This is a genomic window from Parvibaculum sp., from assembly GCF_039973015.1.
Classification (GTDB): Bacteria; Pseudomonadota; Alphaproteobacteria; order Parvibaculales; family Parvibaculaceae; genus Parvibaculum.
Genome location: NZ_JBDWLT010000009.1, coordinates 267,746 through 287,970, shown reverse-complemented (window position 1 = coordinate 287,970; position 20,225 = coordinate 267,746). Strand labels below are relative to the sequence as shown.

General features: G+C 62.0%; 18 protein-coding genes. 8 read left to right on the top strand and 10 right to left on the bottom strand.

Annotated elements, in window-relative coordinates:
- Positions 1-20 precede the first annotated feature (20 nt).
- Positions 21-800 carry a ComF family protein gene (locus ABJO61_RS11045; protein ID WP_348328504.1) on the bottom strand — a complete coding sequence of 260 codons (780 nt, stop codon included), beginning with the start codon at positions 798-800 and terminating at the stop codon, positions 21-23.
- Between the two features lie 122 nt (positions 801-922).
- Here ABJO61_RS11045 and ABJO61_RS11040 point away from each other — a divergent pair, with 122 nt between their 5' ends.
- Positions 923-1,828: a methyltransferase domain-containing protein gene (locus ABJO61_RS11040; protein WP_348328501.1), complete on the top strand. Its 906-nt coding sequence runs from the start codon at positions 923-925 to the stop codon at positions 1,826-1,828.
- 2 nt (positions 1,829-1,830) lie between these two features.
- Here the strand turns inward: ABJO61_RS11040 and ABJO61_RS11035 are convergent, their stop codons facing one another.
- From ABJO61_RS11035 to ABJO61_RS11020, 4 genes are all read right to left on the bottom strand, one after another.
- Positions 1,831-2,013, bottom strand: a complete 183-nt coding sequence (locus tag ABJO61_RS11035; protein ID WP_348328498.1) for a Flp family type IVb pilin — start codon at positions 2,011-2,013, stop codon at positions 1,831-1,833.
- A gap of 21 nt (positions 2,014-2,034) precedes the next feature.
- Entirely contained in the window at positions 2,035-2,469 is a 435-nt protein-coding gene (gene mutT, locus ABJO61_RS11030) for an 8-oxo-dGTP diphosphatase MutT (protein WP_348328495.1), read from the bottom strand.
- An 86-nt stretch (positions 2,470-2,555) separates the two neighbouring features.
- Positions 2,556-4,004 (bottom strand): bifunctional glutamate N-acetyltransferase/amino-acid acetyltransferase ArgJ, encoded by a 1,449-nt coding sequence (argJ, locus tag ABJO61_RS11025; RefSeq protein WP_348328492.1) that lies wholly within the window; start codon positions 4,002-4,004, stop codon positions 2,556-2,558.
- Positions 4,005-4,042: 38 nt separating this feature from the next.
- Complete coding sequence (locus ABJO61_RS11020; RefSeq protein ID WP_348328490.1) at positions 4,043-4,927, bottom strand: peptidylprolyl isomerase; 885 nt, start codon at positions 4,925-4,927, stop codon at positions 4,043-4,045.
- A 277-nt stretch (positions 4,928-5,204) separates the two neighbouring features.
- On the opposite strand from ABJO61_RS11020, the gene secA reads away from it, so the two are divergent.
- Entirely contained in the window at positions 5,205-7,931 is a 2,727-nt protein-coding gene (gene secA, locus ABJO61_RS11015) for a preprotein translocase subunit SecA (RefSeq protein ID WP_348328487.1), read from the top strand.
- 75 nt (positions 7,932-8,006) lie between these two features.
- Here the strand turns inward: secA and ABJO61_RS11010 are convergent, their stop codons facing one another.
- Positions 8,007-9,371, bottom strand: a complete 1,365-nt coding sequence (locus tag ABJO61_RS11010) for an MFS transporter (RefSeq protein WP_348328484.1) — start codon at positions 9,369-9,371, stop codon at positions 8,007-8,009.
- 147 nt (positions 9,372-9,518) lie between these two features.
- Here ABJO61_RS11010 and ABJO61_RS11005 point away from each other — a divergent pair, with 147 nt between their 5' ends.
- Genes ABJO61_RS11005 through ABJO61_RS10995 form a run of 3 tightly spaced genes read left to right on the top strand, consistent with a single transcriptional unit; the run spans position 9,519 to position 13,703 of the window.
- Complete coding sequence (locus ABJO61_RS11005) at positions 9,519-10,700, top strand: epoxide hydrolase family protein (protein ID WP_348328481.1); 1,182 nt, start codon at positions 9,519-9,521, stop codon at positions 10,698-10,700.
- A gap of 7 nt (positions 10,701-10,707) precedes the next feature.
- Positions 10,708-11,931 (top strand): epoxide hydrolase family protein, encoded by a 1,224-nt coding sequence (locus tag ABJO61_RS11000; protein WP_348328478.1) that lies wholly within the window; start codon positions 10,708-10,710, stop codon positions 11,929-11,931.
- Positions 11,928-13,703: an SLC13 family permease gene (locus ABJO61_RS10995; RefSeq protein ID WP_348328475.1), complete on the top strand. Its 1,776-nt coding sequence runs from the start codon at positions 11,928-11,930 to the stop codon at positions 13,701-13,703. The genes ABJO61_RS11000 and ABJO61_RS10995 overlap by 4 nt, the downstream gene beginning before the upstream one ends.
- Before the next feature lie 64 nt (positions 13,704-13,767).
- Here ABJO61_RS10995 and ABJO61_RS10990 read toward each other — a convergent pair whose 3' ends face one another.
- Positions 13,768-14,727, bottom strand: a complete 960-nt coding sequence (locus ABJO61_RS10990; RefSeq protein WP_348328472.1) for an acetyl-CoA carboxylase carboxyltransferase subunit alpha — start codon at positions 14,725-14,727, stop codon at positions 13,768-13,770.
- Positions 14,728-14,962: 235 nt separating this feature from the next.
- On the opposite strand from ABJO61_RS10990, the gene ABJO61_RS10985 reads away from it, so the two are divergent.
- From ABJO61_RS10985 to ABJO61_RS10975, 3 genes are read left to right on the top strand one after another with little or no spacing between them, the layout of a single operon-like run.
- Positions 14,963-15,391: a hypothetical protein gene (locus ABJO61_RS10985; RefSeq protein WP_348328469.1), complete on the top strand. Its 429-nt coding sequence runs from the start codon at positions 14,963-14,965 to the stop codon at positions 15,389-15,391.
- A 14-nt stretch (positions 15,392-15,405) separates the two neighbouring features.
- Positions 15,406-15,960, top strand: coding sequence for a hypothetical protein (locus ABJO61_RS10980; RefSeq protein WP_348328466.1), 555 nt, complete (start codon positions 15,406-15,408; stop codon positions 15,958-15,960).
- Complete coding sequence (locus ABJO61_RS10975; RefSeq protein ID WP_348328463.1) at positions 15,957-16,856, top strand: sigma-70 family RNA polymerase sigma factor; 900 nt, start codon at positions 15,957-15,959, stop codon at positions 16,854-16,856. The genes ABJO61_RS10980 and ABJO61_RS10975 overlap by 4 nt, the downstream gene beginning before the upstream one ends.
- Here ABJO61_RS10975 and xerD read toward each other — a convergent pair.
- Genes xerD through ABJO61_RS10960 form a run of 3 tightly spaced genes read right to left on the bottom strand, consistent with a single transcriptional unit; the run spans position 16,853 to position 19,923 of the window.
- The gene (xerD, locus tag ABJO61_RS10970) at positions 16,853-17,812 is read right to left on the bottom strand and encodes a site-specific tyrosine recombinase XerD (protein WP_348328460.1); all 960 of its coding nucleotides are present in this window, start codon (positions 17,810-17,812) and stop codon (positions 16,853-16,855) included. The two genes, ABJO61_RS10975 and xerD, sit on opposite strands and share 4 nt — an antisense overlap.
- A 16-nt stretch (positions 17,813-17,828) precedes the next feature.
- Positions 17,829-19,799 (bottom strand): hypothetical protein, encoded by a 1,971-nt coding sequence (locus ABJO61_RS10965; RefSeq protein WP_348328457.1) that lies wholly within the window; start codon positions 19,797-19,799, stop codon positions 17,829-17,831.
- Positions 19,780-19,923, bottom strand: a complete 144-nt coding sequence (locus ABJO61_RS10960; protein ID WP_348328454.1) for a hypothetical protein — start codon at positions 19,921-19,923, stop codon at positions 19,780-19,782. The genes ABJO61_RS10965 and ABJO61_RS10960 overlap by 20 nt, the downstream gene beginning before the upstream one ends.
- Positions 19,924-20,225: the final 302 nt, after the last annotated feature.

The window sequence follows — 20,225 nt, the reverse complement described above, 5'->3', positions numbered from 1 at the left end:
CGTCAAAAATGGATCACATATCATATAGAGGCGCCGCCCGCAGGGACAACCCGGGCAAGACAAAGCACGGAAACCTCCGCCGCGCCCGCCTTCAGGAGAGCGCGCGAACAGGCCTCGACCGTCGCCCCTGTGGTCATGACATCGTCCACAAGAACAACCTTGCGCTGCCTGATCTGCTCCTCCCGTCCCGGACGAACGGCAAAGGCACGGGCGACGTTGCGGCGGCGCTGATCGCCGGTCAGCCCGACCTGGGGCCGCGTCGCCCTTGTGCGCATCAAGAGCGCCGGCTCATGGGCAATGCCGGCGAGATCCGCAATGACGCGCGAAAGTTCCGCCGACTGATTGAAGCGGCGCGAGAAAAGCCGCTGCCGGTGAAGAGGCACCGGCACAACGAGATCAGCATCGGCGAGAATGTCCGCGCCCGCCCGCATCAGCCAGCGCGCGAAGGCAGGCGCCGCCTCCATCCGGTCGGAATATTTGAAGCGGTGAACGAGACGCGCACTCGCATCGCTGTAGCGCATGACGGCTCGAGCACGTGCATAGGGCGGCGGATGTGCAAGGGCAACGGCGCTCACCGCCCCCTCCCCCGCCTCATAGGGAAAAGGGAGGCCCGTCACCGCGCACCAGGGCCGTTCGATGAAATCCACCTCGGACCAGCAGCGCCCGCAAAGCGCACCATGTATCTCGATCCCACGGCCGCAGGAAAGACAGAGAGGCGGCAGGATCGCATCGGCAAGACCGGCAAGACCCGCCCTCGCCCGCGCCGTCCACTCCCATCTCCATGCCCCGAAAGCCGCCATCTGCTCCTCATGCCCTGCCCTTCACGAGACTAGCACGGGAGAAGGCGGCCTTGCGGCCAGAGCGCGCCGCACCCAATATGCGCGCCATGCCAGAAACAGATCCCAGAGAGCCCGGCCCCGGAATGCACGTCTTCGACCGCACCACACTGCGCCGCCGCCGCGACCGCGCCGCGGAGAACTTTCCCCTCCACGACTTCCTGGTGCGCCGGGCGGGAGAGGACATCGTGGAACGGATAGCGGGCGTGAATCGCAGCTTCGAGGTGGCCGCCGACCTCGGCGCCCACCGGGGCGCGCTGCGGCAGGCGATGACCGACGCGGCGTTGCAGGACGGCAAGATCGGCACCCTGATTTCAGCCGACCTCTCCAGCGAGATGCTGCGCCACACCACCGGGCCAAAAATCGTGGCGGATGAGGAGACGCTTCCCTTCGCCGACCGCAGCCTCAACCTCGTGACCAGCATTCTCTCGCTCCACTGGGTGAACGACTTGCCGGGCACACTGATCCAGGCCCGCCGGGCGCTGAAATCCGACGGGCTTTTCATTGCCGCGCTTTTCGGCGGGGAAACACTGACGGAGTTGAGGCAATCGCTCGGCGAGGCTGAAATTGAATGCGAGGGCGGTCTATCGCCCCGCATATCGCCCTTCGCGGATTTGCGCGACATGGGCAGCCTCATGCAGCGCGCGGGCTTCGCACTGCCCGTCGCCGATACGGACCGGGTGACGGTGCGTTATGCCGATCCGCTGAGGCTGATGGCGGAGTTGCGCGGCATGGGCGAAACGAATGCGCTTTCCGAGCGGCGGCGAACACCGCTGCGGCGCGCGACCCTGATGCGGGCCGCGGAAATCTACCGGGAAAAATTCGGATTGCCGGACGGGCGTGTGCCCGCGACCTTCGACATCGTCATCGTGACGGGATGGGCACCGCATGAAAGCCAGCAGAAGCCGCTGACACCTGGCAGCGCCGAAGCGCGCCTTGCCGATGCGCTCGGAACGGTGGAACGGCCGGCGGGAGACAAGGCCGGAAGCTGAAATCAGCTCAGTGCTTCGGCAACCTTCTCGAAAAAGGTCGTGCGCAAGGTTTCGCCGAGAGTAGAAATGGCAGCAATGACGAGCATCGACAGCGCCGCCAGAATGAGACCGTATTCAATCGCCGTGGCGCCGCCTTCATCCGCGCAGAAGGCTCGCCAGAAATCCAGATACTTCACCTTCGTCACCCCCTCATCGTCCGCGCCGCCTCAAAGCAGGTCGCGTATTGCCGCCACCAGCGGCTCGTCCGCAGGCGGCATCGGATACTCCCGGAGCCGTGCCGGAGGTACCCATGTCAGCGCCTGCCCTTCGAGAGCCCGGACCTGACCTTCCCAGCGCCGGCAGACATAAAGCGGCATCAGGAGGTGAAAGCCCTCATATTCGTGGCTCGCGAAGGTCAGCGGCGCAAGACAGGCCTTCGCGACGTCGATATCGAGCTCTTCCTTCAGCTCCCGGATAAGACAGGCCTCGGGCACTTCGCCCGGCTCCACCTTGCCGCCCGGAAACTCCCAGAGGCCCGCCATCGGCTTGCCCTCGGGACGGCGGGCGAGAAGAACCCGCCCATCCGCATCGACAAGCACACAGGCCGCGACGAGCACGAGCCGTTTGGGCTCAGCCGTCTTGCCTTCGCACTCGTCTCCCATGTTGAAGTCTCCGGGTTAAGGCGGGGTGGAGGCCGCAGCCTGTTGCCGCGCCTTGTGCGATCCTGGTTAAAAAAGAGGAAACTCGATCAACTGCGATAATCCGCATTGATGCGGATGTAGTCGTAGGTGAGGTCGCAGGTCCAGACCGTGGCGGAGGACTTGCCGACGCCGACATCGACAGCGATGTCGATATCCGTACCCTTCATGTGCCGCGCGACCGGCGTCTCGTCATAGCCGGGAACGGCCATGCCGTTCTTCGCGACATCGATGCCGCCGATACGGATGGTGAGCTTGTCGCGATCCGCCGCCTCGCCCGACTTGCCGACCGCCATGACCACACGGCCCCAATTCGCGTCCTCGCCCGCAATCGCGGTCTTCACGAGGGGCGAATTCGCGATGGCCATGCCGATGCGCCGGGCGGCCTGATGGCTCTGTGCACCTGAAACCGCGATGCGGACGAACTTCGTCGCCCCCTCGCCGTCCTTCACCACCTGATGCGCGAGGTCGAGCATGATGTCGTCCAGCGCGGCGCGGAACTCGCGGAGACGGGGATCGCCTGCCCGCGCGATGCGCGGCTCATCCTTCATGGCCTCACCTGTCGCAAAAACGAGGACCGTGTCGGAGGTCGAGGTGTCGCTATCGACCGTAATGGCGTTGAAGCTGTCGCGCACGCCAAGCAGAAGCAGCGTTTGCAGGATCTTCGCGGGAATTGCCGCATCCGTGAAAATGAAGACGAGCATGGTTGCAAGGTCCGGCGCAATCATGCCGGAGCCCTTGGCAATGCCGTTGATCGTGACCTCGGCGTCACCGATCTTCACCTTGCGCGTCGCAAGCTTGGGATAGGTGTCGGTCGTCATGATGGCGCGGGCGGCATCGTCCCATTTATCGGCCGCGGCAGCACCAAGCGCGGCATCGATGCCCTTCACCACGGGTTCCGGGTCCATCGGCTGACCGATGACGCCGGTGGAGGCGATGAAGACATCCTTCTGGCGGCATCCCCCCGCATGTGCGGCGGCAGACGCCGTCGCCTTGACGGTCGCGACACCTGCCTTGCCGGTGAAGGCGTTGGAATTGCCCGAATTGACGACAAGCATTCGGCCCTCGCCGCCCTCCGCGAGGCTCGATTTGCACCATTCGACAGGGGCGGAAGCCGTTTTGGATGTCGTAAAGACACCGGCAACCTGCGTACCCTCGGCCATCTCCACGACAAGAAGGTCCGTGCGGCCCTTGTATTTGATGCCCGCCGCCGCCGTGCCGAGCAGAACGCCTTCGACGGGTGGCAGCTTCGCATAGGTTTTTGGCGCGAGCGGAGAGACCTTGGGCGCGGCCTTCTTCTTGACCGGCTTCTTCGCGGCCTTGCGAGCGGGCTTTTCCACCACCTTCGGCTTCGCCTTGGCGACAGCCTTCGGCTTCACGGTCTTGCGCTGGGCGCGAGTCTGCTTCGCCTTGCTATGGGGCTTCGCCTTGCCGCTCGTCTTGCGCTTCGGCTTGACCGAGATCTTGGTGCCCGTCCGCGCCGTCTTCTTCGTCACCATCCGCCGCTCCGCCCGCTAGCTGTCCTGCGCCCGGCGCATCATTCTTCGACCGGCGGCGCAAGCTGCGGACGTCCGGACGAAGGCGCGGCCGATTCGACGCCGATAATCTCGATCTTCGCACCGGAGCGCAATTTCTCCATGAGCTTTTGCCCCTCCTCGCGTGCGATTTTCCTCACGATATCGTCATGCGCTTCCTCAAGCGTCGGCTTGGGCAAATCGCGGAACTCGACAAGCTGGATGACGTGCCAGCCGAACTGCGTCTGGACCGGGCCGGAAATCTCGCCCGGCTTCATGGTAAAGGCTGCGTCGGCGAATTCCGGCACCATCTCCTCCTTGCGGAAGAAGCCGAGATCGCCATCATCGGAGGAACCGGGGTCGCGCGAATATTCCTTCGCCGCCGCCTCGAAGCTCTTGCCGCCCTCGATCTCGGAAACAACTTTCTTCGCCTCGTCCTCGCGTTCGAGCAGGATATGGCGGGCATGCGCCTCCTTCTCGGCAGGGGCGGAGGCGATGTTCTTTTCATAAGCGGCCTCGATCGCCTCGTCGCTCACCTTGTCCTGCATAAGCTGGACCCAATAGACGTCGCGCAGCGCCTTCTCGTTAAAATAATCCTGACGGCGCTTGACCGCCGGATCGTCATCCACATGCTTTTCCTTTGCCTCGAGCGCGACAACGCGCCGGTCGATCAGCATACCAAGGAGATACTGGAAGCGGACCTGCGGTTCGACCTGGGCCAGCGCTGCCCCCATCTCCTCATCCGCCATGGCAAGATCCGAATAGCGGATCGGTGTGCCATCGACCGTCGCGACCACCTCGTCGGACACCTCTTCTTCCTGCTGTGCGAGCGCGGGCCCTGAAGCGAGAGCAGCCAGAAAAACAGCCGCAATGGCGGCCGGAGAAGCGAAACGACGAAAAACGGACATGGAACGGGCCTTCCTTAGCGGGTAAGCAGCCTCTTCGGGCTCATGGATGCAGGGAAACGGTCAAAACGGGCCAAATTTGGGCCGACCATAATGGGCCGGGCCCCTCGGTCACACAAGCGCTACACCTCTCACCCGTCAGACACCTGCCAGACCCATGCCGAAAGCAAATTGCAGCGGATCGCAGCCTTCCGCCGGAATCGCCAAGCGTCCGCGTTCGATTGACAAGGCTGAGGCGCGCCCTTACATCGGGAGCGCACCGCAAGAGGAATTTGACCTGATGGCAAGCTTGGGCGCCTTCGCCAAGCGTCTTTTCGGCTCCTCCAATGACCGGAAGATCAAGGCTTACAAAGCCCGTGTCGAAGCGATCAACGCGCTCGAAACGGATATGGCTGCCCTGAGCGACGATGCTCTGAAGGCCAGGACCGCCGAATTCCGCGCACGGCTGGCGGATGGCGCGACCCTCGACGAAATTCTGCCTGAAGCCTTCGCTACCGTGCGGGAAGCGGCGAAACGTACGCTGGGCCAGCGCCATTACGATGTGCAGCTCATAGGTGGCATGGTGCTTCATGACGGCAATATCGCCGAAATGAAGACCGGCGAAGGCAAGACCCTCGTTTCGACCCTTGCCGCCTATCTGAACGCGCTACCCGCCAAGGGCGTCCACATTGTTACCGTGAACGACTATCTGGCCAAGCGCGACGCCGAATGGATGGGCGAAGTTCACCGCTTCCTCGGCCTTGAAGTCGGCGTGATCCTTCACGGACTCAACGACGACCAGCGCCGCGAAGCCTATGCCGCCGACATTACCTACGGCACGAACAACGAATACGGATTCGACTATCTCCGCGACAACATGAAGTACCAGCTGACCTCTATGGTGCAGCGCGGCCATGCCTTCGCGATCGTCGATGAAGTGGACTCGATCCTGATCGATGAGGCGCGTACGCCTCTCATCATTTCAGGTCCGCTGGACGACAAGTCGGACCTCTATCTCTCCATCGACGAAGTGATTCCGCTGATCGGCGAGGATGATTACGAGTTCGACGAGAAGCAACGCACCGTCAACCTCACTGAGGACGGCAACGAACGCATCGAGGGCATCCTCAAGGAGCAGGGCATCCTGGAGGAAGGCAGCCTTTACGATATCGAGAACATCTCCATCGTTCACCATGTGAACAACGCGCTGCGCGCGCACAAGATGTTCCAGAAGGACAAGGACTACATCGTCAAGGCGGGCAAGGTCGTCATCATCGACGAGTTCACCGGCCGCATGATGGAGGGCCGCCGTTATTCCGACGGGCTGCACCAGGCGCTCGAAGCGAAAGAGCGTGTGCAGATCCAGCCGGAAAACCAGACGCTCGCCTCAATCACCTTTCAGAACTACTTCCGCATGTACGACAAGCTGTCGGGCATGACGGGTACCGCCCTGACGGAAGCAAACGAGTTCGGCGATATTTACGGCCTCGAAGTGCTGGAAATCCCGACCAACAAGCCGATTGCCCGTGCGGACGAAGACGACGAGGTCTATCGCACGGCTCTCGAAAAATACGAGGCGATGATCGTCGAGATCGAGGACTGCGCGACGCGCGGCCAACCCGTCCTTGTGGGTACGACCTCTATCGAGAAATCGGAGACGCTGTCCGAGCTTTTGAAGAAGAAGAAGGTCAAGCACAAGGTTCTGAACGCGCGCTACCACGAACAGGAAGCGCATATCGTGGCGCAGGCGGGTGTGCCCGGCGCAATCACCATCGCGACGAACATGGCCGGCCGCGGCACCGACATTCAGCTCGGCGGCAATGTCGACATGCGTCTCGCCGACGAGACGGCCGGCATCGAGGATGAAGCCGAATTCGCCCGCAAGACGGAAGAAGTAAAGGCCGATATCGAGGCAAAGAAGCGCCAGGCTCTCGAAGCCGGCGGTCTTTATGTCATCGGCACCGAACGCCACGAAAGCCGCCGCATCGACAACCAGCTCCGTGGGCGTTCCGGCCGTCAGGGCGACCCCGGCCGCTCCAAGTTCTACCTGTCGCTCGAAGACGACCTGATGCGCATCTTCGGCACGGACCGCATGGACGGCATGCTGCAGAAGCTCGGCCTCCAGGAAGGCGAAGCCATCGTCCACCCCTGGATTAACAAGGCGCTCGAAAAGGCGCAGCAGAAGGTCGAGGCGCGGAACTACGATATCCGCAAAAACCTGCTGAAATACGACAATGTGATGAACGACCAGCGCCGCGCGATCTTCGAGCAGCGCGTCGAACTCATGCGTGCAGACGACGTGTCGGACACGGTGGACGACATGCGCCGTCAGGTGATCGACGACATGGTGTCGCTGCATGTGCCCGAGAAAGCCTATGCGGAGCAGTGGAATCTTCAGGGCCTGAAGGAAGATGCGAAAAAGAACCTCGACCTCGACCTGCCCGTGGAGACATGGTCGGAAGAGGAAGGCATTGCCGACGAGGAAATCCGCGAACGCATCAATGCCGCCTCCGACCGCCTGATGGCTGCGAAGACGGCACAAGTCGGCCCGAAGCTCATGCGCCAGGTCGAGAAAGCCGTTCTCTTGCAGACGCTCGACCTTCACTGGCGCGAACACCTCATGATGCTCGACCACCTGCGTCAGGCCGTCGGCCTGCGCGGCTATGCGCAGCGCGATCCGCTCAATGAATACAAGTCCGAAGCCTTTGAACTCTTTGAAAGCCTTCTTGCGCGGCTTCGCGAAGACGTGACAAGACAACTCTCCGTCGCACAGTTCGTGACGGAAGAGCAGGCGCCGAAGATCGAAAACGAACCGCTACCTGAAATGCATGCTCACCATGCCGATCCGGTGACCGGCGAGGAAGAATTCGCTGATGGCGACACCGCCACCCTTCAACGCCCGGCGCGGAACGATCCGGGCGTTGCCATGGACGCGAACGATCCGCGCACATGGGGCAAGACCCCGCGCAACGCGCCCTGCCCCTGCGGCTCAGGCAAGAAATACAAACACTGCCACGGCGCACTCTGACCCTCAGAGCCACGTCGGACGGAAACAAAAAGAGCCGCGCATGAAGCGCGGCTCTTTCCGTTTGTGCGGTGCAGATCAGGCGCGATGACCGCCCGATGACGATTTCTTCAGATGATGGCCGGCAAGGAAGTAGTGCGCCGCCGCCCAGAGGTTGAGCATAGACGTGCCGAAGAGCGCCCAGCGAAGCGACTGGGTGCCCATTCCCATCGTGTGGTTGAAGAAATCCGACAGGATGCCAACAAATTGCGGGCCGAAGCCGAGACCGATGATGTTGATGATGAACAGCATCACGGCCGAGCAAAGCGCCCTTTTCGCAGGCGGCGTCAGCGTCTGGATCATGGCGAAGGACGGCCCCAGATAGAATGCGCCGAGGAAGGAGATCGGCACATAAAGAACCCAGAGGATCGAGACCGGGTACGTACCGAGATAGAAGGCCGGCGTGTTGTCCATGAGATAGAAGGCAACGATGAAAGGTACGACCAGCACCTTCGCCCAGGCCACCACCCAGGTATTCCAGCGTTCGTCCTTCTGCGCGAGACGGTCCGTCATATGTCCACCGATATAGGCACCCAGACCGCCGACCACACCAACGATGATCGCAAGGAAGGTCGAGACTTCACCAATCGACATACCATGCGTGCGGATAAGGAAGGCCGGGCCCCACATCACGCCGCCATAGCCGACGAAGGATGTGATGGTAACGCCGCAAACGACGTGCCGCGCGGCCGCAGTGTGCCAGAGATGATGGAAGCCCTCTTTTACAAGGGCGAGGCCGGTCTTGATGTTGAGCTGCGCATCCGCTTTTTCCGGCGCCATGCCATCCGCCCCGCCACGCTCCGGCTCGACCAGCGTGAAGCGAACGAGAAGGGCAAGAAGAAGCCCCGGCAACCCGACCACGAAGAAGGCCACGCGCCAGCCATACCAGACAGCAACCCAGCCGCCGACAAGGAAGCCGATCATCACGCCGAAATAGACGCCGAGCGAATATACCGCCATCGCGCTGGCGCGTTCGTTCGGTCCATACATGTCGGCGATCATCGAATGGGAGGGCGGGCTGGAGCCCGCCTCGCCAACGCCGACACCGATACGCGCGAGTGCTAGCTGCCAGAAATTGCCGGCAAGACCGCAAAGCGCCGTCATACCGCTCCAGATGGCGATTGCCCATGCGATGATGTTTCGCCGGTTACCGCGGTCGGCGACAAGCGCAATCGGGATTCCGAGCGTTGCGTAGAAAATCGCGAAGGCGATGCCGGAGAGAAAACCCAGCTGCGTATCGGAAAGGAGAAGATCCGCCTTGATGGGCTCAAGAAGGATTCCCATGATATTGCGATCGACATGGCTCGACGTATAGCCGAGCACGAGAATCATAAGTGCGTAGCGTCTGTAGCCCGGCGACAGCTTCGCAGGCGCTGCTCCCTTGGCCATTGCGGCTTCGGCCATTTCCTCTCCCCTCGATTTTTATGTTCTTTTGGTCCGGCAATTCTACTGACGCGAGCCCCCTCCCGCAATCTCGCCCGCTTGCGGCAGCGTCCCGCACTGCCATAATCGCCTGCAACGAAGAATGAAAACAAATGCAGCGAGGCGGAAATGACCCCCACTCCTTTCACCATCGACATTCCCCAGGGACAGCTCGATGCCATCATGGCGAAAGTGCGCGCCTATGAATGGCACGAGATGCCGGAAATCGCACCGGGCAGCGACCGCTGGGCCTATGGCACCGACATGGAATATATGCGTGAACTTTGCACCTATTGGACGGACAAGTTCGACTGGCGCGCGGCGGAAAAGAAGCTCAATGCCTTTCCGCAATTCCATGCCGAGGTAGATGGCCACACTGTTCACTTCATCCATGTGAAAGGCTCGGGCACCAATCCGGAGACGGTGTTGCTCACGCATGGCTGGCCGGGCTCGGTCTTCGAGTTCTATGACGTCATCGAACAGCTCGCACATCCAGAGAAGTCCGGCGGCAAGGCGGAAGAAGGCGTAAACCTCGTCGTACCCTCGCTGCCGGGCTACGGTTTTTCGGGAAAGCTGAAAAACCCCATCGGCCCGAAAGGCACCGCCGCGCTCTGGGACAAGCTGATGCGCGACGTACTCGGCTACGATACCTACATTGCGCAGGGCGGCGACTGGGGCTCCGTCGTTTCGGGTTGGCTGGCCTATGAACATGCCGTCACGAAAGGCGGCGGCTGCAAGGCGGTGCATCTCAACATGTATGGTGTGCGGCCCGCAGCACTCCCCGAAACGGAAACGGAGCAGCAATGGGCGGCAGGCGCCGCGATGACCTTCGAGCTCGAAAGCGCCTATATGCGCCTGCAAATGACCAAGCCGCTGACGCTCTCCTACGGAATGATGGACAGCCCCGTGGGGGCGGCCGCCTGGATCGTGGAAAAATTCCACGGCTGGTCGGACCGGCGCGGCCCGGACGGCAATGAGCACATCGAAAATGCCTTCACCAAGGACCAGCTTCTCACCAACATCATGATTTATCTGGTCACGGGAACCTTCAACACGGCCACGTGGTTCTACCGGGGCATGTTCGAGGAAGGCGGCACCAACATGGCTCCCGGCACGAAGGTCGACATACCCACAAGCATCGCCAACTTCCCGAAGGAGTTTCTCGTCTTTCCGCCGCGCAGCATGGTGGAGAAGGGCTACAACATTGTCCGCTGGAGCGATTTCGAGCATGGCGGTCATTTCGCAGCCCTCGAAACCGGCAAGGTATTTGCCGATGACGTGCGCGCCTTCGTCAGCCAGGTGAAGGAGTGAATGCGGAATGACGCATCGCATCGTGCCCGCCGACCCTTTCTCTATCCATGTCGCGGAGGCGGAGGTCGAGGATCTGAAACGGCGCCTGCAACGCACGCGCATGCCCAATGAACCGCTCGGGAACGGGGGGTGGGACTACGGCACGAACCTTTCCTATATGGAGCGGCTGGTCGAATACTGGCGCGACGATTTCGACTGGCGCACAGCCGAAGCGAAGCTCAATCGCTTCCCCCAATACCGCGCCACGCTGACGGATGAGGAGGGGGAGGATCACACCATCCACTTCATCTATGAGCGCGGCTCGGGCGACAATCCGGTACCGCTCATTCTGACGCATGGCTGGCCATCGACCTTTCGCGAATTTCTCGACGTCGTCGATCCGCTGGCGCATCCGGAGAAATACGGGAAGGCGGGACCGGCCTTCGACGTTATCGTTCCCTCGCTTGTCGGCTATGGCTTTTCCTCGCTGCCGAGAAAGCCGATAGGCCCGGCCGCAATCGCCGACCTCTGGCACCGGGTGATGACGGAAGTGCTGGGCTATGACCGCTATGCGGCGCAGGCGGGCGACTGGGGAGGCTTCGTGACATCGCGCCTTGCCCTCCAGCACAGCGATAGCCTCATGGGCATCCACCTCACCATGCTGCCGCTCCGGCCTTCGCTGAAGCATGAAAGCCAGCCGCCGGTGAGCGAAGAGGAAGGTCACTGGATCGCCCGGATGCAGAAATGGTGGCGGCAGGAAGAGGGCTACCGCTCGATCCAGTCAACGAAGCCCATGGCGCTTGCCTTTGGGTTGATGGACAGTCCCGCCGGCCTCGCGGGCTGGCTCGCCGACAAATATTACCGCCTCGGCGACACCGACAAGACCGACACGATGGAAGGCATGATCGCGCGCTTTCCCTTCGACGATATCCTGACCCAGTTCTCGATCTACTGGTTCACCGGAACGATCAACGCCGCGAACACGCTTTACAAGGCCGGCCCCGCCGAAGGCTCGTCCCAGCTCCTGCCCGGCGAGAAGGTGCGGGTGCCGACCGCCTATTCCGAATATCCAATCGACGTGTTGCCCGATACACCGCGATCCTGGGCAGAACGCGGCTACAACATCGTGCGCTGGCGCATCATGGATCGTGGCGGGCACTTCGCCGCGATGGAAGAACCCGAACTCTTTGCCGACGACGTACGCGACGCATTTCGCGAGATGGGGATCACAAAAGGAGACGCCCCTTCATGACCCTCGAGCAGGGCCTTTCCTTCGGTATTCTCTTTCTCGCTCTCGTCCTGTTTGCCTCCGGCAAGCTGCGCCACGATATCGTTGCGCTGATCTCGCTGGTCGCCGTCGGGTTCACGGGTCTGGTCGAACCGGCAGAACTGCTGTCGGGCTTCGGCCACCCCGCCGTCATCACCGTGGCCGCCGTCCTGGTCGTTTCCGAAGCATTGCGAAGCTCCGGCCTCGTCTATGTCATTGTGCAGCGGATCGGACCGCTCACCAAAACGGCAACGGGCCACATTGCCGTGCTGACCGGCGTCGTCGCACTGGCCTCATCCTTCATGAACAATGTCGGCGCATTGGCAATCATGCTGCCGGTCGCCCTGGCAACGGCAACCGAACGCGGCCGCCCGCCCGCCATGCTGCTGATGCCGCTTGCCTTCGGCTCAATGCTTGGCGGCATGATCACGCTGATCGGCACACCGCCCAATATCATCATCGCGAGCTTTCGCCGCTCCTATACGGACGAACCGTTCCATATGTTCGACTTTGCGTGGGTGGGCCTGCCGATTGCGGTGATCGGCATTCTCTTTATCGCACTCGGCGCATGGCGGCTCATTCCACGCGAGCGCAAAGGCGGCGTTCAACCCGAAGACATGTTTTCTCTTGAGGAGTATGTGATCGAGGTCCGCGTTCGCGAGAAAAGTCCGCTTGTCGGCCGGCGCATCACGCATATGGAGACGGCGGCGGGCGAAGATATCGCCATTGCCGCGCGCGTGCGCGACGACGGTCAGCTCTATCAGCCGGAGTCCTGGCAGCCGATCGCAGCCGGCGACCTTTTTATTCTTCGCGCCGACCCGGTAGACCTGACCGAGTTCCTCAACAAACAGGGGCTGGAGCTCGTGAGCCCGGAAGGAGAAACCCGCGCCGACATCACGAGTTCGGACCTGAAGCTCATGGAGGCGATTGTCGGGCCGAATTCCCCATTGATCGGCTTTGGTCCGCGAACGCTTTCGCGGCTCGCGCAGGACGAGTTTCAACTCTTCGCCGTCGCGCGTCAGGGCAAGCCCGTCGGCGGAAGGCTTCACAACGTCCGCTTTCAGACCGGCGACGTACTCTTGTTGCAAACAAAGGAAAGAGAAGACCTGCAGGTGCCGCCCGAACTCGGACTGCTGCCACTTCCCGAACGCGGCCTCCGGCTCGGCAGTGCCCAGCGGCTGGGAACCGCCTTCACGATCTTCGCAGGCGCGATCGGCCTCTCTATGACAGGCATTCTGCCGATAGCCGTCGCCTTCATCGCTGCAATTATCCTCTATGTCATTACGGGCATCTTGCCACTGCGCGATCTATACCGGCACATCGACTGGCCTGTTATCGTGCTGCTCGGCGCAATGATCCCCGTCGGGCAGGCGCTCCAGAACACAGGTGCAGACCTTCTCATCGCGCAGAGCATTGCAGGCACGGCGGGAACGCTGCCTGTATGGGCCGTCGTCGCGCTCCTTCTCGTCGCCACGATGGCTTTGACCGATGTCGTGAATAATGCCGCCACGGCGCTCATCATGGCGCCGATTTCGATTGCGACCGCGCAGGCGATGGGCGTCAATCCCGACGCCTTTCTCATGACCATTGCCATCGGGGCCAGTTGCTCTTTTCTCACACCGATCGGTCACCAGTCGAACACGCTGGTGATGGGTCCGGGCGGATACAAGTTTTCGGATTACTGGCGGCTTGGCCTGCCGCTTGAAATCGTCGTCGCCATCGTCGCCGTGCCGCTCATCATGTTTTTCTGGACATAAAGCTCGGTAAGGGCATCCGGTCCTGGTCCCGGATCGGCCCGGGCTAAAATCGCACCGGTCAGGGTCAGGAAAGTCCGATGCGGCCCATCGCGAGGAACTTTTCGCGGCGGACGCGGCGAATCGAGTCCGCATCGAGCTTTTCAAGGCCCTTCAGCTCCTCGGCAATCGCATCGCCGGTTTCCTTGATCATCTGGTTGCGCTCGCGGTGCGCGCCGCCGACAGGCTCCGGCAGGATGCGATCGATCACGCCAAGCTCATGAAGATTCTGGGCCGTGATCTTCATGGCGGTTGCCGCATCCTTCGCCTTGTCGGAACTGCGCCAAAGGATCGACGACGCACCTTCAGGTGAGATGACGCTGTAGATCGAGTGTTCGAGCATCAGCACACGATTGCCGCAGGCGATGCCGATGGCGCCACCCGACATGCCTTCGCCGATGATGACGGAAATAAGCGGCACCCCGAGAGAAAGACAGCGGTCCGTCGAACGCGCAATCGCCTCCGCCACACTGCGCTCTTCGCTTTCCATGCCGGGATAGGCCCCCGACGTATCGGCAAGCGTGACGACGGGAATACCGAACCGTTCGGCAAGCGTCATCAGGCGAATCGCCTTGCGATAACCCTCGGGCCGGGCCATGCCGAAATTATGTTTGATACGGCCCTGCGTGTCGGAGCCTTTTTCGTGGCCGATAAACATGACCGAACGGCCACGGAAACGGCCAATACCGCCGACAATGGCGGAGTCTTCGCCATAAACACGGTCACCCGCAAGCGGCGTGAAATCTTCAGCCAGACGTTCGACGTAATCCAGGAAGTGCGGACGCGAGGGATGACGTGCAACCTGCACCTTCTGCCAGGGCGTAAGCGAAGCATAAGTTTCCTGAAGAAGCTGAGACGCTTTCTGCTCGAGCTTCGACACCTCATCGCCAATGCTGACGGACGGATCTTCCTGCGCAAGAAGCTTTAGCTCCTGCACTTTGCCTTCCAGTTCGGCAATCGGTTTCTCGAAATCGAGATAAGTATGCATCGCGCTCCGGCAGCTCCTGTCCGGCCGCAATGCGGAACCGGGCGGCGGGCCTCGTCACGGGGCCCCCTTTTTTTGCAAGTGCGCGGCACACTGGCCCGCCCCCGCGCCCTTGTCAACCGGCCCGGCGGCCAATGGTAAATGGCGGAATCCTGCGGTTCCGGGTCCGCCTGTCACAAAGCTGCCGAGCGCCACGTCTTCCCTTCGTAATCAACGCTCCCCGAACACGGAGGCTTCCATGACCGAAAGCGCCACCGCCTCTTACCGGCACCCGCCCGCAAGGCAGGTTGCTCTCGCTCTCTTTGCCGCCATCTGGCTCATCAACGCCATCTGGATGCTCGCGGACCCGGCAGGCTGGTACGCCAGTATCGACGGTGTGCCGAATACCGGCCCCTATAACCCCCATTTTGTGCGCGATATTGGCGTCGCTTATCTGATGCTTGCGATATTGAGCGCAGCCCCGCTTCGCTGGCCCGACCATTCGACCGCCCTGCTCAGTGCAGTGACGCTTTATCTCGGCCTCCACGCAGCCCTTCATATCTGGGATATCGCTGCCGCGCGGCTCCCCCTCGAACACATCCTGATCGACCTTCCCGGTGTCTTCATGCCGCCCCTGATTGCGGCGGCGCTTGTTTGGTGGTGCGCGCCCGCCCGTCCAAATCACTGACAAAGGAGAATATTATGCTGAAAAACATAATAGGCCGCCTGATCCGCAAGCAGGAGGAAGTGACGGGCGAAAGCGCTGATTTCATGCGCAATTTGTATGAAGCTTCGCCGCGCGGCTTCTGGCGTTTCGTCCTTTTCGTACCCATGAGCCGCCATCGGGGCACCCTGCCCGTGGATGCGGTGAGCGCGGTCCGCATTGCCGCCGTTCATGCGGAAGATTGCGGCCCCTGTCTTCAAACCGTCATCAAACTGTCACTCGATGCGGGCGCCGCCCCCCGTCTCCTTCGCGCGGCCGTTGAAGAAAATCCCGCCGCAATGGACGAAGAAACGAGACTGGCCTTCGAGTTCGCCCGTCACCTCGTGGCGAGAGACCCGCGCGCCGAAGACCTGCGCCATGCCGTCGAGCAGCGCTGGGGAAAGGCGGGGATATGCGAGATCGCCCTCGCCATTGCCTCGACCCGCGTCTTCCCCACGGTGAAACGCGCAATGGGATATGGTCAAGCATGCCAGCGCGCCGTGATCGCGGGTGAGGAAACGGACGCGACGTTGAAGGAGCCGAGAGCCGCATGAACGGCGCAGCGAAACAGGAGATGCAAACGGACGCGATATTCGAGCGTCACCGCTCCCGCGCCTTCGGTGTTGCCTACCGCATCCTCGGATCGGCAAGCGACGCGGAAGACGTGGTGCAGGAGGCCTGGTTCCGCTGGCGCGGCGCGGACATTTCAACGATCCGCAATCCGGAAGCCTGGCTCGTGACGACGGTAACGCGCCTTGGTATCGACCAGCTTCGTACCGCACGCGCACGGCGCGAAACCTATGTGGGGCCCTGGTTGCCCGAGCCCCTCATTTCTGCCGCGCTCGAAACCGAAGCCACACCGGAAGATCGTCTGTCGCTTGCCGACGACATTTCGATGGCGCTTCTCCATATGCTTGAAAGGCTGGCGCCGGAAGAACGCGCGGCCTTCCTTCTGCATGACGCCTTCGACTACGACTATGGCGAGCTCGCAGCCTTGCTTGGAAAATCGGAAGCCGCCTGCCGCCAGACGGTCAGCCGCGCCCGCAAACGTGTACAGGAGGCGCATCCGCGCTTCGACACCAACGCGCGTGAACATCTTCGTCTCACCAATGCCTTCAGCGCTGCCATCACGAGCGCGGACCCGCAGGCACTGATCGACTGCATGAGCGAGGATGTGGTTTTCTATTCGGATGGCGGCGGAAAAGCGATCGCGGCACTGAACCCGCTCTATGGAGCGGACCGCGTATCGCGTTTCTTCATGGGCATATTGAAGAAGCGGCCGGAAAACCTCGCTGTGACGCCGGCAACCGTGAACGGGTTGCCCGGCTTCATCATCTATGAGGGAGACCTTGTCCACGCGGCACTGAGCTTCGGCATCAGCAATGGGCTCATCTCGACGCTTTACATGATGCGTAATCCCGACAAGCTGACGCGGATCGGCAGGCTCTAGGAGGCTTTGCCCTTCTTCGCGAGCGGATGATGCGTCTGCACCAGCTCCTTCAGGCGCTCGTCGAGCACATGCGTGTAGATCTGCGTGGTCGAGATGTCGGCATGGCCGAGCATCTGCTGCACCGCGCGCAGATCCGCACCGTTCGCAAGCAGATGGCTTGCAAAGGCATGGCGCAGAGTATGAGGCGAGACGCGCGTCGGATCGAGCCCGGCGGCGACCGCCAGATCCTTCAAAAGCTGTGCGAAACGATGGCGCGTAAGATGACCCTGCCGTCCACGCGAAGGAAAAAGCCAGGGTGAAACCTGATCGCCGAGACGCATCGAGCGGAGCGGCAGATAGGCGTCGATGGCGGCCCGCGCGGTTTCCGAGAGCGGCACGAGACGTTCGCGCCCGCCCTTGCCGCTCACCGCAAGGAACCGCTCATCACCGCGTACGGCGGAAAGCGGCAGGCCGACAAGTTCGGAGACGCGAAGCCCCGTCGCATAAAGAACTTCCATCAGGCAAACGAGGCGCGCGCGCTTGTAGGCGAGGACCGCTTCTTCCTGGGTGCGCCCGTCTTCCGCCCGTTGTGCGGCGGAAAGAAGTGCATCGACCTCCTCGACCGTCAGCGTCTTGGGCAGCGGGCGGGCGCGGCGCGGGCCTTCGATCGAACCGCAAGGATCGTCGGACCGAATACCTTCGGCAAAGAGGAACCCGTGAAACTGACGGATGGCGGAAAGACGCCGCGCGGCAGTCGAAGCGGAAAGGCCCTGCGCCGCGAGGTTTTCGAGATAGTCGCGAATGTCCTTGGTCGCCGCAGCCGTCGCGGGCTTACCCCGCGCGGTGAGAAAAGCGGAGAAATCTTTCAGATCGCGTTCGTAAGCATCGAGCGTGTTGCGAGCCGCACCGCGCTCCGCGCTCAGCATTTCGAGAAAGGCTTCGAGATGTTGCCCGCGCTCCTGAGACTCTTTCGCCATGTAACTCACCTTTTACTCAACCGCGTCCGGCGCTACTTCTCGCCATCAGCGCTTCCAATGCGAGGCGCCGCGCCTCGCTTTCCAGACCGACGGCCCGAAGACTTGCCACCGCCTGCGCCGAGGCACGCGGATGTACGGAACCGGGGCCGGCCTGTCCCGCCGCGTCGAGCGCAAGCAGCACGGTTTCACCAACCGCCCCTCTGGCGCCCGCCGCATGCAACCGATTAAGCAGCGCCTCGGGCGGAACCTTGCCCGTCAGCGCGCCGCGCGCATCAAGCAGCGCATCCCAGACGGCGGGATCGAGCTGAAACCCGAGCGCGTCCAGAAGCATTGCTTCGCTTGCGGCATAAAACTGCGTCGACTTCACGCCGGATTTAAGGTCGGCAATGATTTCCGCCGAAAGCTTTTTACCATCGAAATCGTTCGCCGAACCGTCAGCGACCCTCATCAGACCGGACAATTCCCGCTCGTCGCGGCCAAGCATCTGACCGCCCGGCGCCACCAGGGCAAACCACTCCCTGGCCTTCGTGTTTTCACCGATGGCGATGAAGGCACGGGTCGCCGCCGGTGCCAGTGGGCGAAGCGCGTCGTTCGGTTCCATCGCGCTCAGTTCAGAATATAGGGCTTCGACAGTCGGATAGTAGAGGCCAGCGCTTTCTGCCGTCGCAAAGGCCAGCTTGAAAAGCTGGATGCGCTCATCGGCCGCCACCGCCGATCCAATCGACTGATAGATCATGGCCCGGCGCAAGGGAGAGGCTTCCGGGATGTCGGAGGTCAGCAACCCCGCCATTTGTTCGTTCGTGAAGCGCGGCTTCCTGTAAAAAGCCGCAAGCTGGCGCCCGTTGATGAGCCCGTATGCTGCCGCCCGCTCAGCCGCCTCGACCTTTTGTTCGGCGGAGATGGACCGGTCGTCGAGCAGCGAAGGCAGAAGCGCCGGCACTGCGATTGCCGTGGCGTTTTCCGGCAAATCACGCTTGGCAAGACGGTAGAAGGCAGCATCCAGGATGCCGAGTTCGTTCGGCTCGGGCGCGCGCAGCGTGATTCCCGCCGCAGCCTCGCTTGCAAGCGAATAGAAGAGCGGATCGTCGAGTCCTTCCTCACGCGCAAGGTCGAGTGTGAGGCTCGCTATTTCCCGATTGCCCGCTGCAATCTGGCAATAGGTGCTGAGCTTCACCGAAAAGGCAGCCATCCCGTCATGCGCGGGATCGTTTCCCGGCGGAATGTCTTTCAACGCGCCGCAGGCGAGCTTTTCATTATCTTGCGCGAGCGCCGCCCGCGCGAGTTCCGAAGCCACACCCGGCGAGCGTTCCTTGCCTGCCGCTTCGGCGAGTTGAAGCGCAGCCTGGGTGTGCCCGGCGGCGATCAGCAAGTTGAGCCGCGTGGCAAGCAGCGAGCTTGCGTTACCCGCCCCTTCCGGCGTCCGTGCCCCTGTGAGAAGGAGACGGCGCGCAAGATCGCTCATGACGGGCGAACGCATCGGCACCGGCAAACGCGAAAGATAGCTGTCGATATCCGACCGGGAAGCGCCTCGCCACATATCCGCACCGAAGCCTTGTTGGCCGCTCAGAAGACCCGCTGTGGCCGCATCGACGACGGAAAGCGAACCGATCTCGATGCCCGACCCGCTTCGCCCCGGCACGGAACCCAGAACGCGAACGCTTTGTTCCGCAGGCTGCACCCCGGCAGGAAAAAACTGCGCAGGACCAGAAGGCTCCACAGTACGCGACGCCGACGAAGGGGTCGTCGCCCCGAAGCCCGGCGGCACAATGCTTTGCGGCCCCACGGCGGACCCGGCGGCAGTCTCTCCGGACGAGGGTTCGGCCAGCGATTGCGGTACCGGTCGCGCGGGCTGCATGCCCTCAGGGGCCTGCAGCATATTCGCGTCTTGGGCGAAAACCGGGGAACCGGAAGCCGAAAGGAAAGCGATAAGCGCCAAACCGGCGGCAAAGCGCCGCCGCGCCATCGGCTTAACGCGAGAACTGGTCATCTGGGAGAACCTTCTCCACTGTCTGGGCCTGCGGCTCAACGGCCTGGTCCAGATAAAAGAGCCCGCCAACGACGACCACCACGAGAATGACGGCGAGGACGAGAAAGCTGGTAGCACGGCTCATGATTCTTCCTTCTTGCGGATCGAAAACTCGGGGCTTCGACCTTCGGGTTCATGCCGCCGGGACAGTTCTCCAGCCTTACGGTCCGCTTGCGGCGAAATTTGGGCGCGACTCAGCCCTCGTGAGGCCTTATCTACAGCCATGACCGGCTGCAACTCCGTTAACCTTCGTTTACGATTCGGGAAAGCAGCCAGCGAAAGACCGGGAGACTAGGCCAAGCGGGTTAAGGCAGCCACAATGGAACCCGAAAACGGGACCCCGCCAGCCAAAAGGCTGAAAGGGCCCTGCCAAAGGCCAACGGAACA

Bases quoted from the DNA above. Each gene is read 5' to 3' on its own strand.
- ABJO61_RS11010 (WP_348328484.1), bottom strand. From the start codon at position 9,371: ATGGCCGAAGCCGCAATGGCCAAGGGAGCAGCGCCTGCGAAGCTGTCG.
- mutT (WP_348328495.1), bottom strand. From the start codon at position 2,469: ATGGGAGACGAGTGCGAAGGCAAGACGGCTGAGCCCAAACGGCTCGTG.
- ABJO61_RS10990 (WP_348328472.1), bottom strand. From the start codon at position 14,727: ATGCATACTTATCTCGATTTCGAGAAACCGATTGCCGAACTGGAAGGC.
- argJ (WP_348328492.1), bottom strand. From the start codon at position 4,004: ATGGTGACGAAGAAGACGGCGCGGACGGGCACCAAGATCTCGGTCAAG.
- ABJO61_RS11000 (WP_348328478.1), top strand. From the start codon at position 10,708: ATGACGCATCGCATCGTGCCCGCCGACCCTTTCTCTATCCATGTCGCG.
- secA (WP_348328487.1), top strand. From the start codon at position 5,205: ATGGCAAGCTTGGGCGCCTTCGCCAAGCGTCTTTTCGGCTCCTCCAAT.
- ABJO61_RS10975 (WP_348328463.1), top strand. From the start codon at position 15,957: ATGAACGGCGCAGCGAAACAGGAGATGCAAACGGACGCGATATTCGAG.
- ABJO61_RS11045 (WP_348328504.1), bottom strand. From the start codon at position 800: ATGGCGGCTTTCGGGGCATGGAGATGGGAGTGGACGGCGCGGGCGAGG.
- ABJO61_RS10965 (WP_348328457.1), bottom strand. From the start codon at position 19,799: ATGACCAGTTCTCGCGTTAAGCCGATGGCGCGGCGGCGCTTTGCCGCC.
- xerD (WP_348328460.1), bottom strand. From the start codon at position 17,812: ATGGCGAAAGAGTCTCAGGAGCGCGGGCAACATCTCGAAGCCTTTCTC.
- ABJO61_RS10960 (WP_348328454.1), bottom strand. From the start codon at position 19,923: ATGAGCCGTGCTACCAGCTTTCTCGTCCTCGCCGTCATTCTCGTGGTG.
- ABJO61_RS11040 (WP_348328501.1), top strand. From the start codon at position 923: ATGCACGTCTTCGACCGCACCACACTGCGCCGCCGCCGCGACCGCGCC.
- ABJO61_RS10980 (WP_348328466.1), top strand. From the start codon at position 15,406: ATGCTGAAAAACATAATAGGCCGCCTGATCCGCAAGCAGGAGGAAGTG.
- ABJO61_RS10995 (WP_348328475.1), top strand. From the start codon at position 11,928: ATGACCCTCGAGCAGGGCCTTTCCTTCGGTATTCTCTTTCTCGCTCTC.
- ABJO61_RS10985 (WP_348328469.1), top strand. From the start codon at position 14,963: ATGACCGAAAGCGCCACCGCCTCTTACCGGCACCCGCCCGCAAGGCAG.
- ABJO61_RS11020 (WP_348328490.1), bottom strand. From the start codon at position 4,927: ATGTCCGTTTTTCGTCGTTTCGCTTCTCCGGCCGCCATTGCGGCTGTT.
- ABJO61_RS11005 (WP_348328481.1), top strand. From the start codon at position 9,519: ATGACCCCCACTCCTTTCACCATCGACATTCCCCAGGGACAGCTCGAT.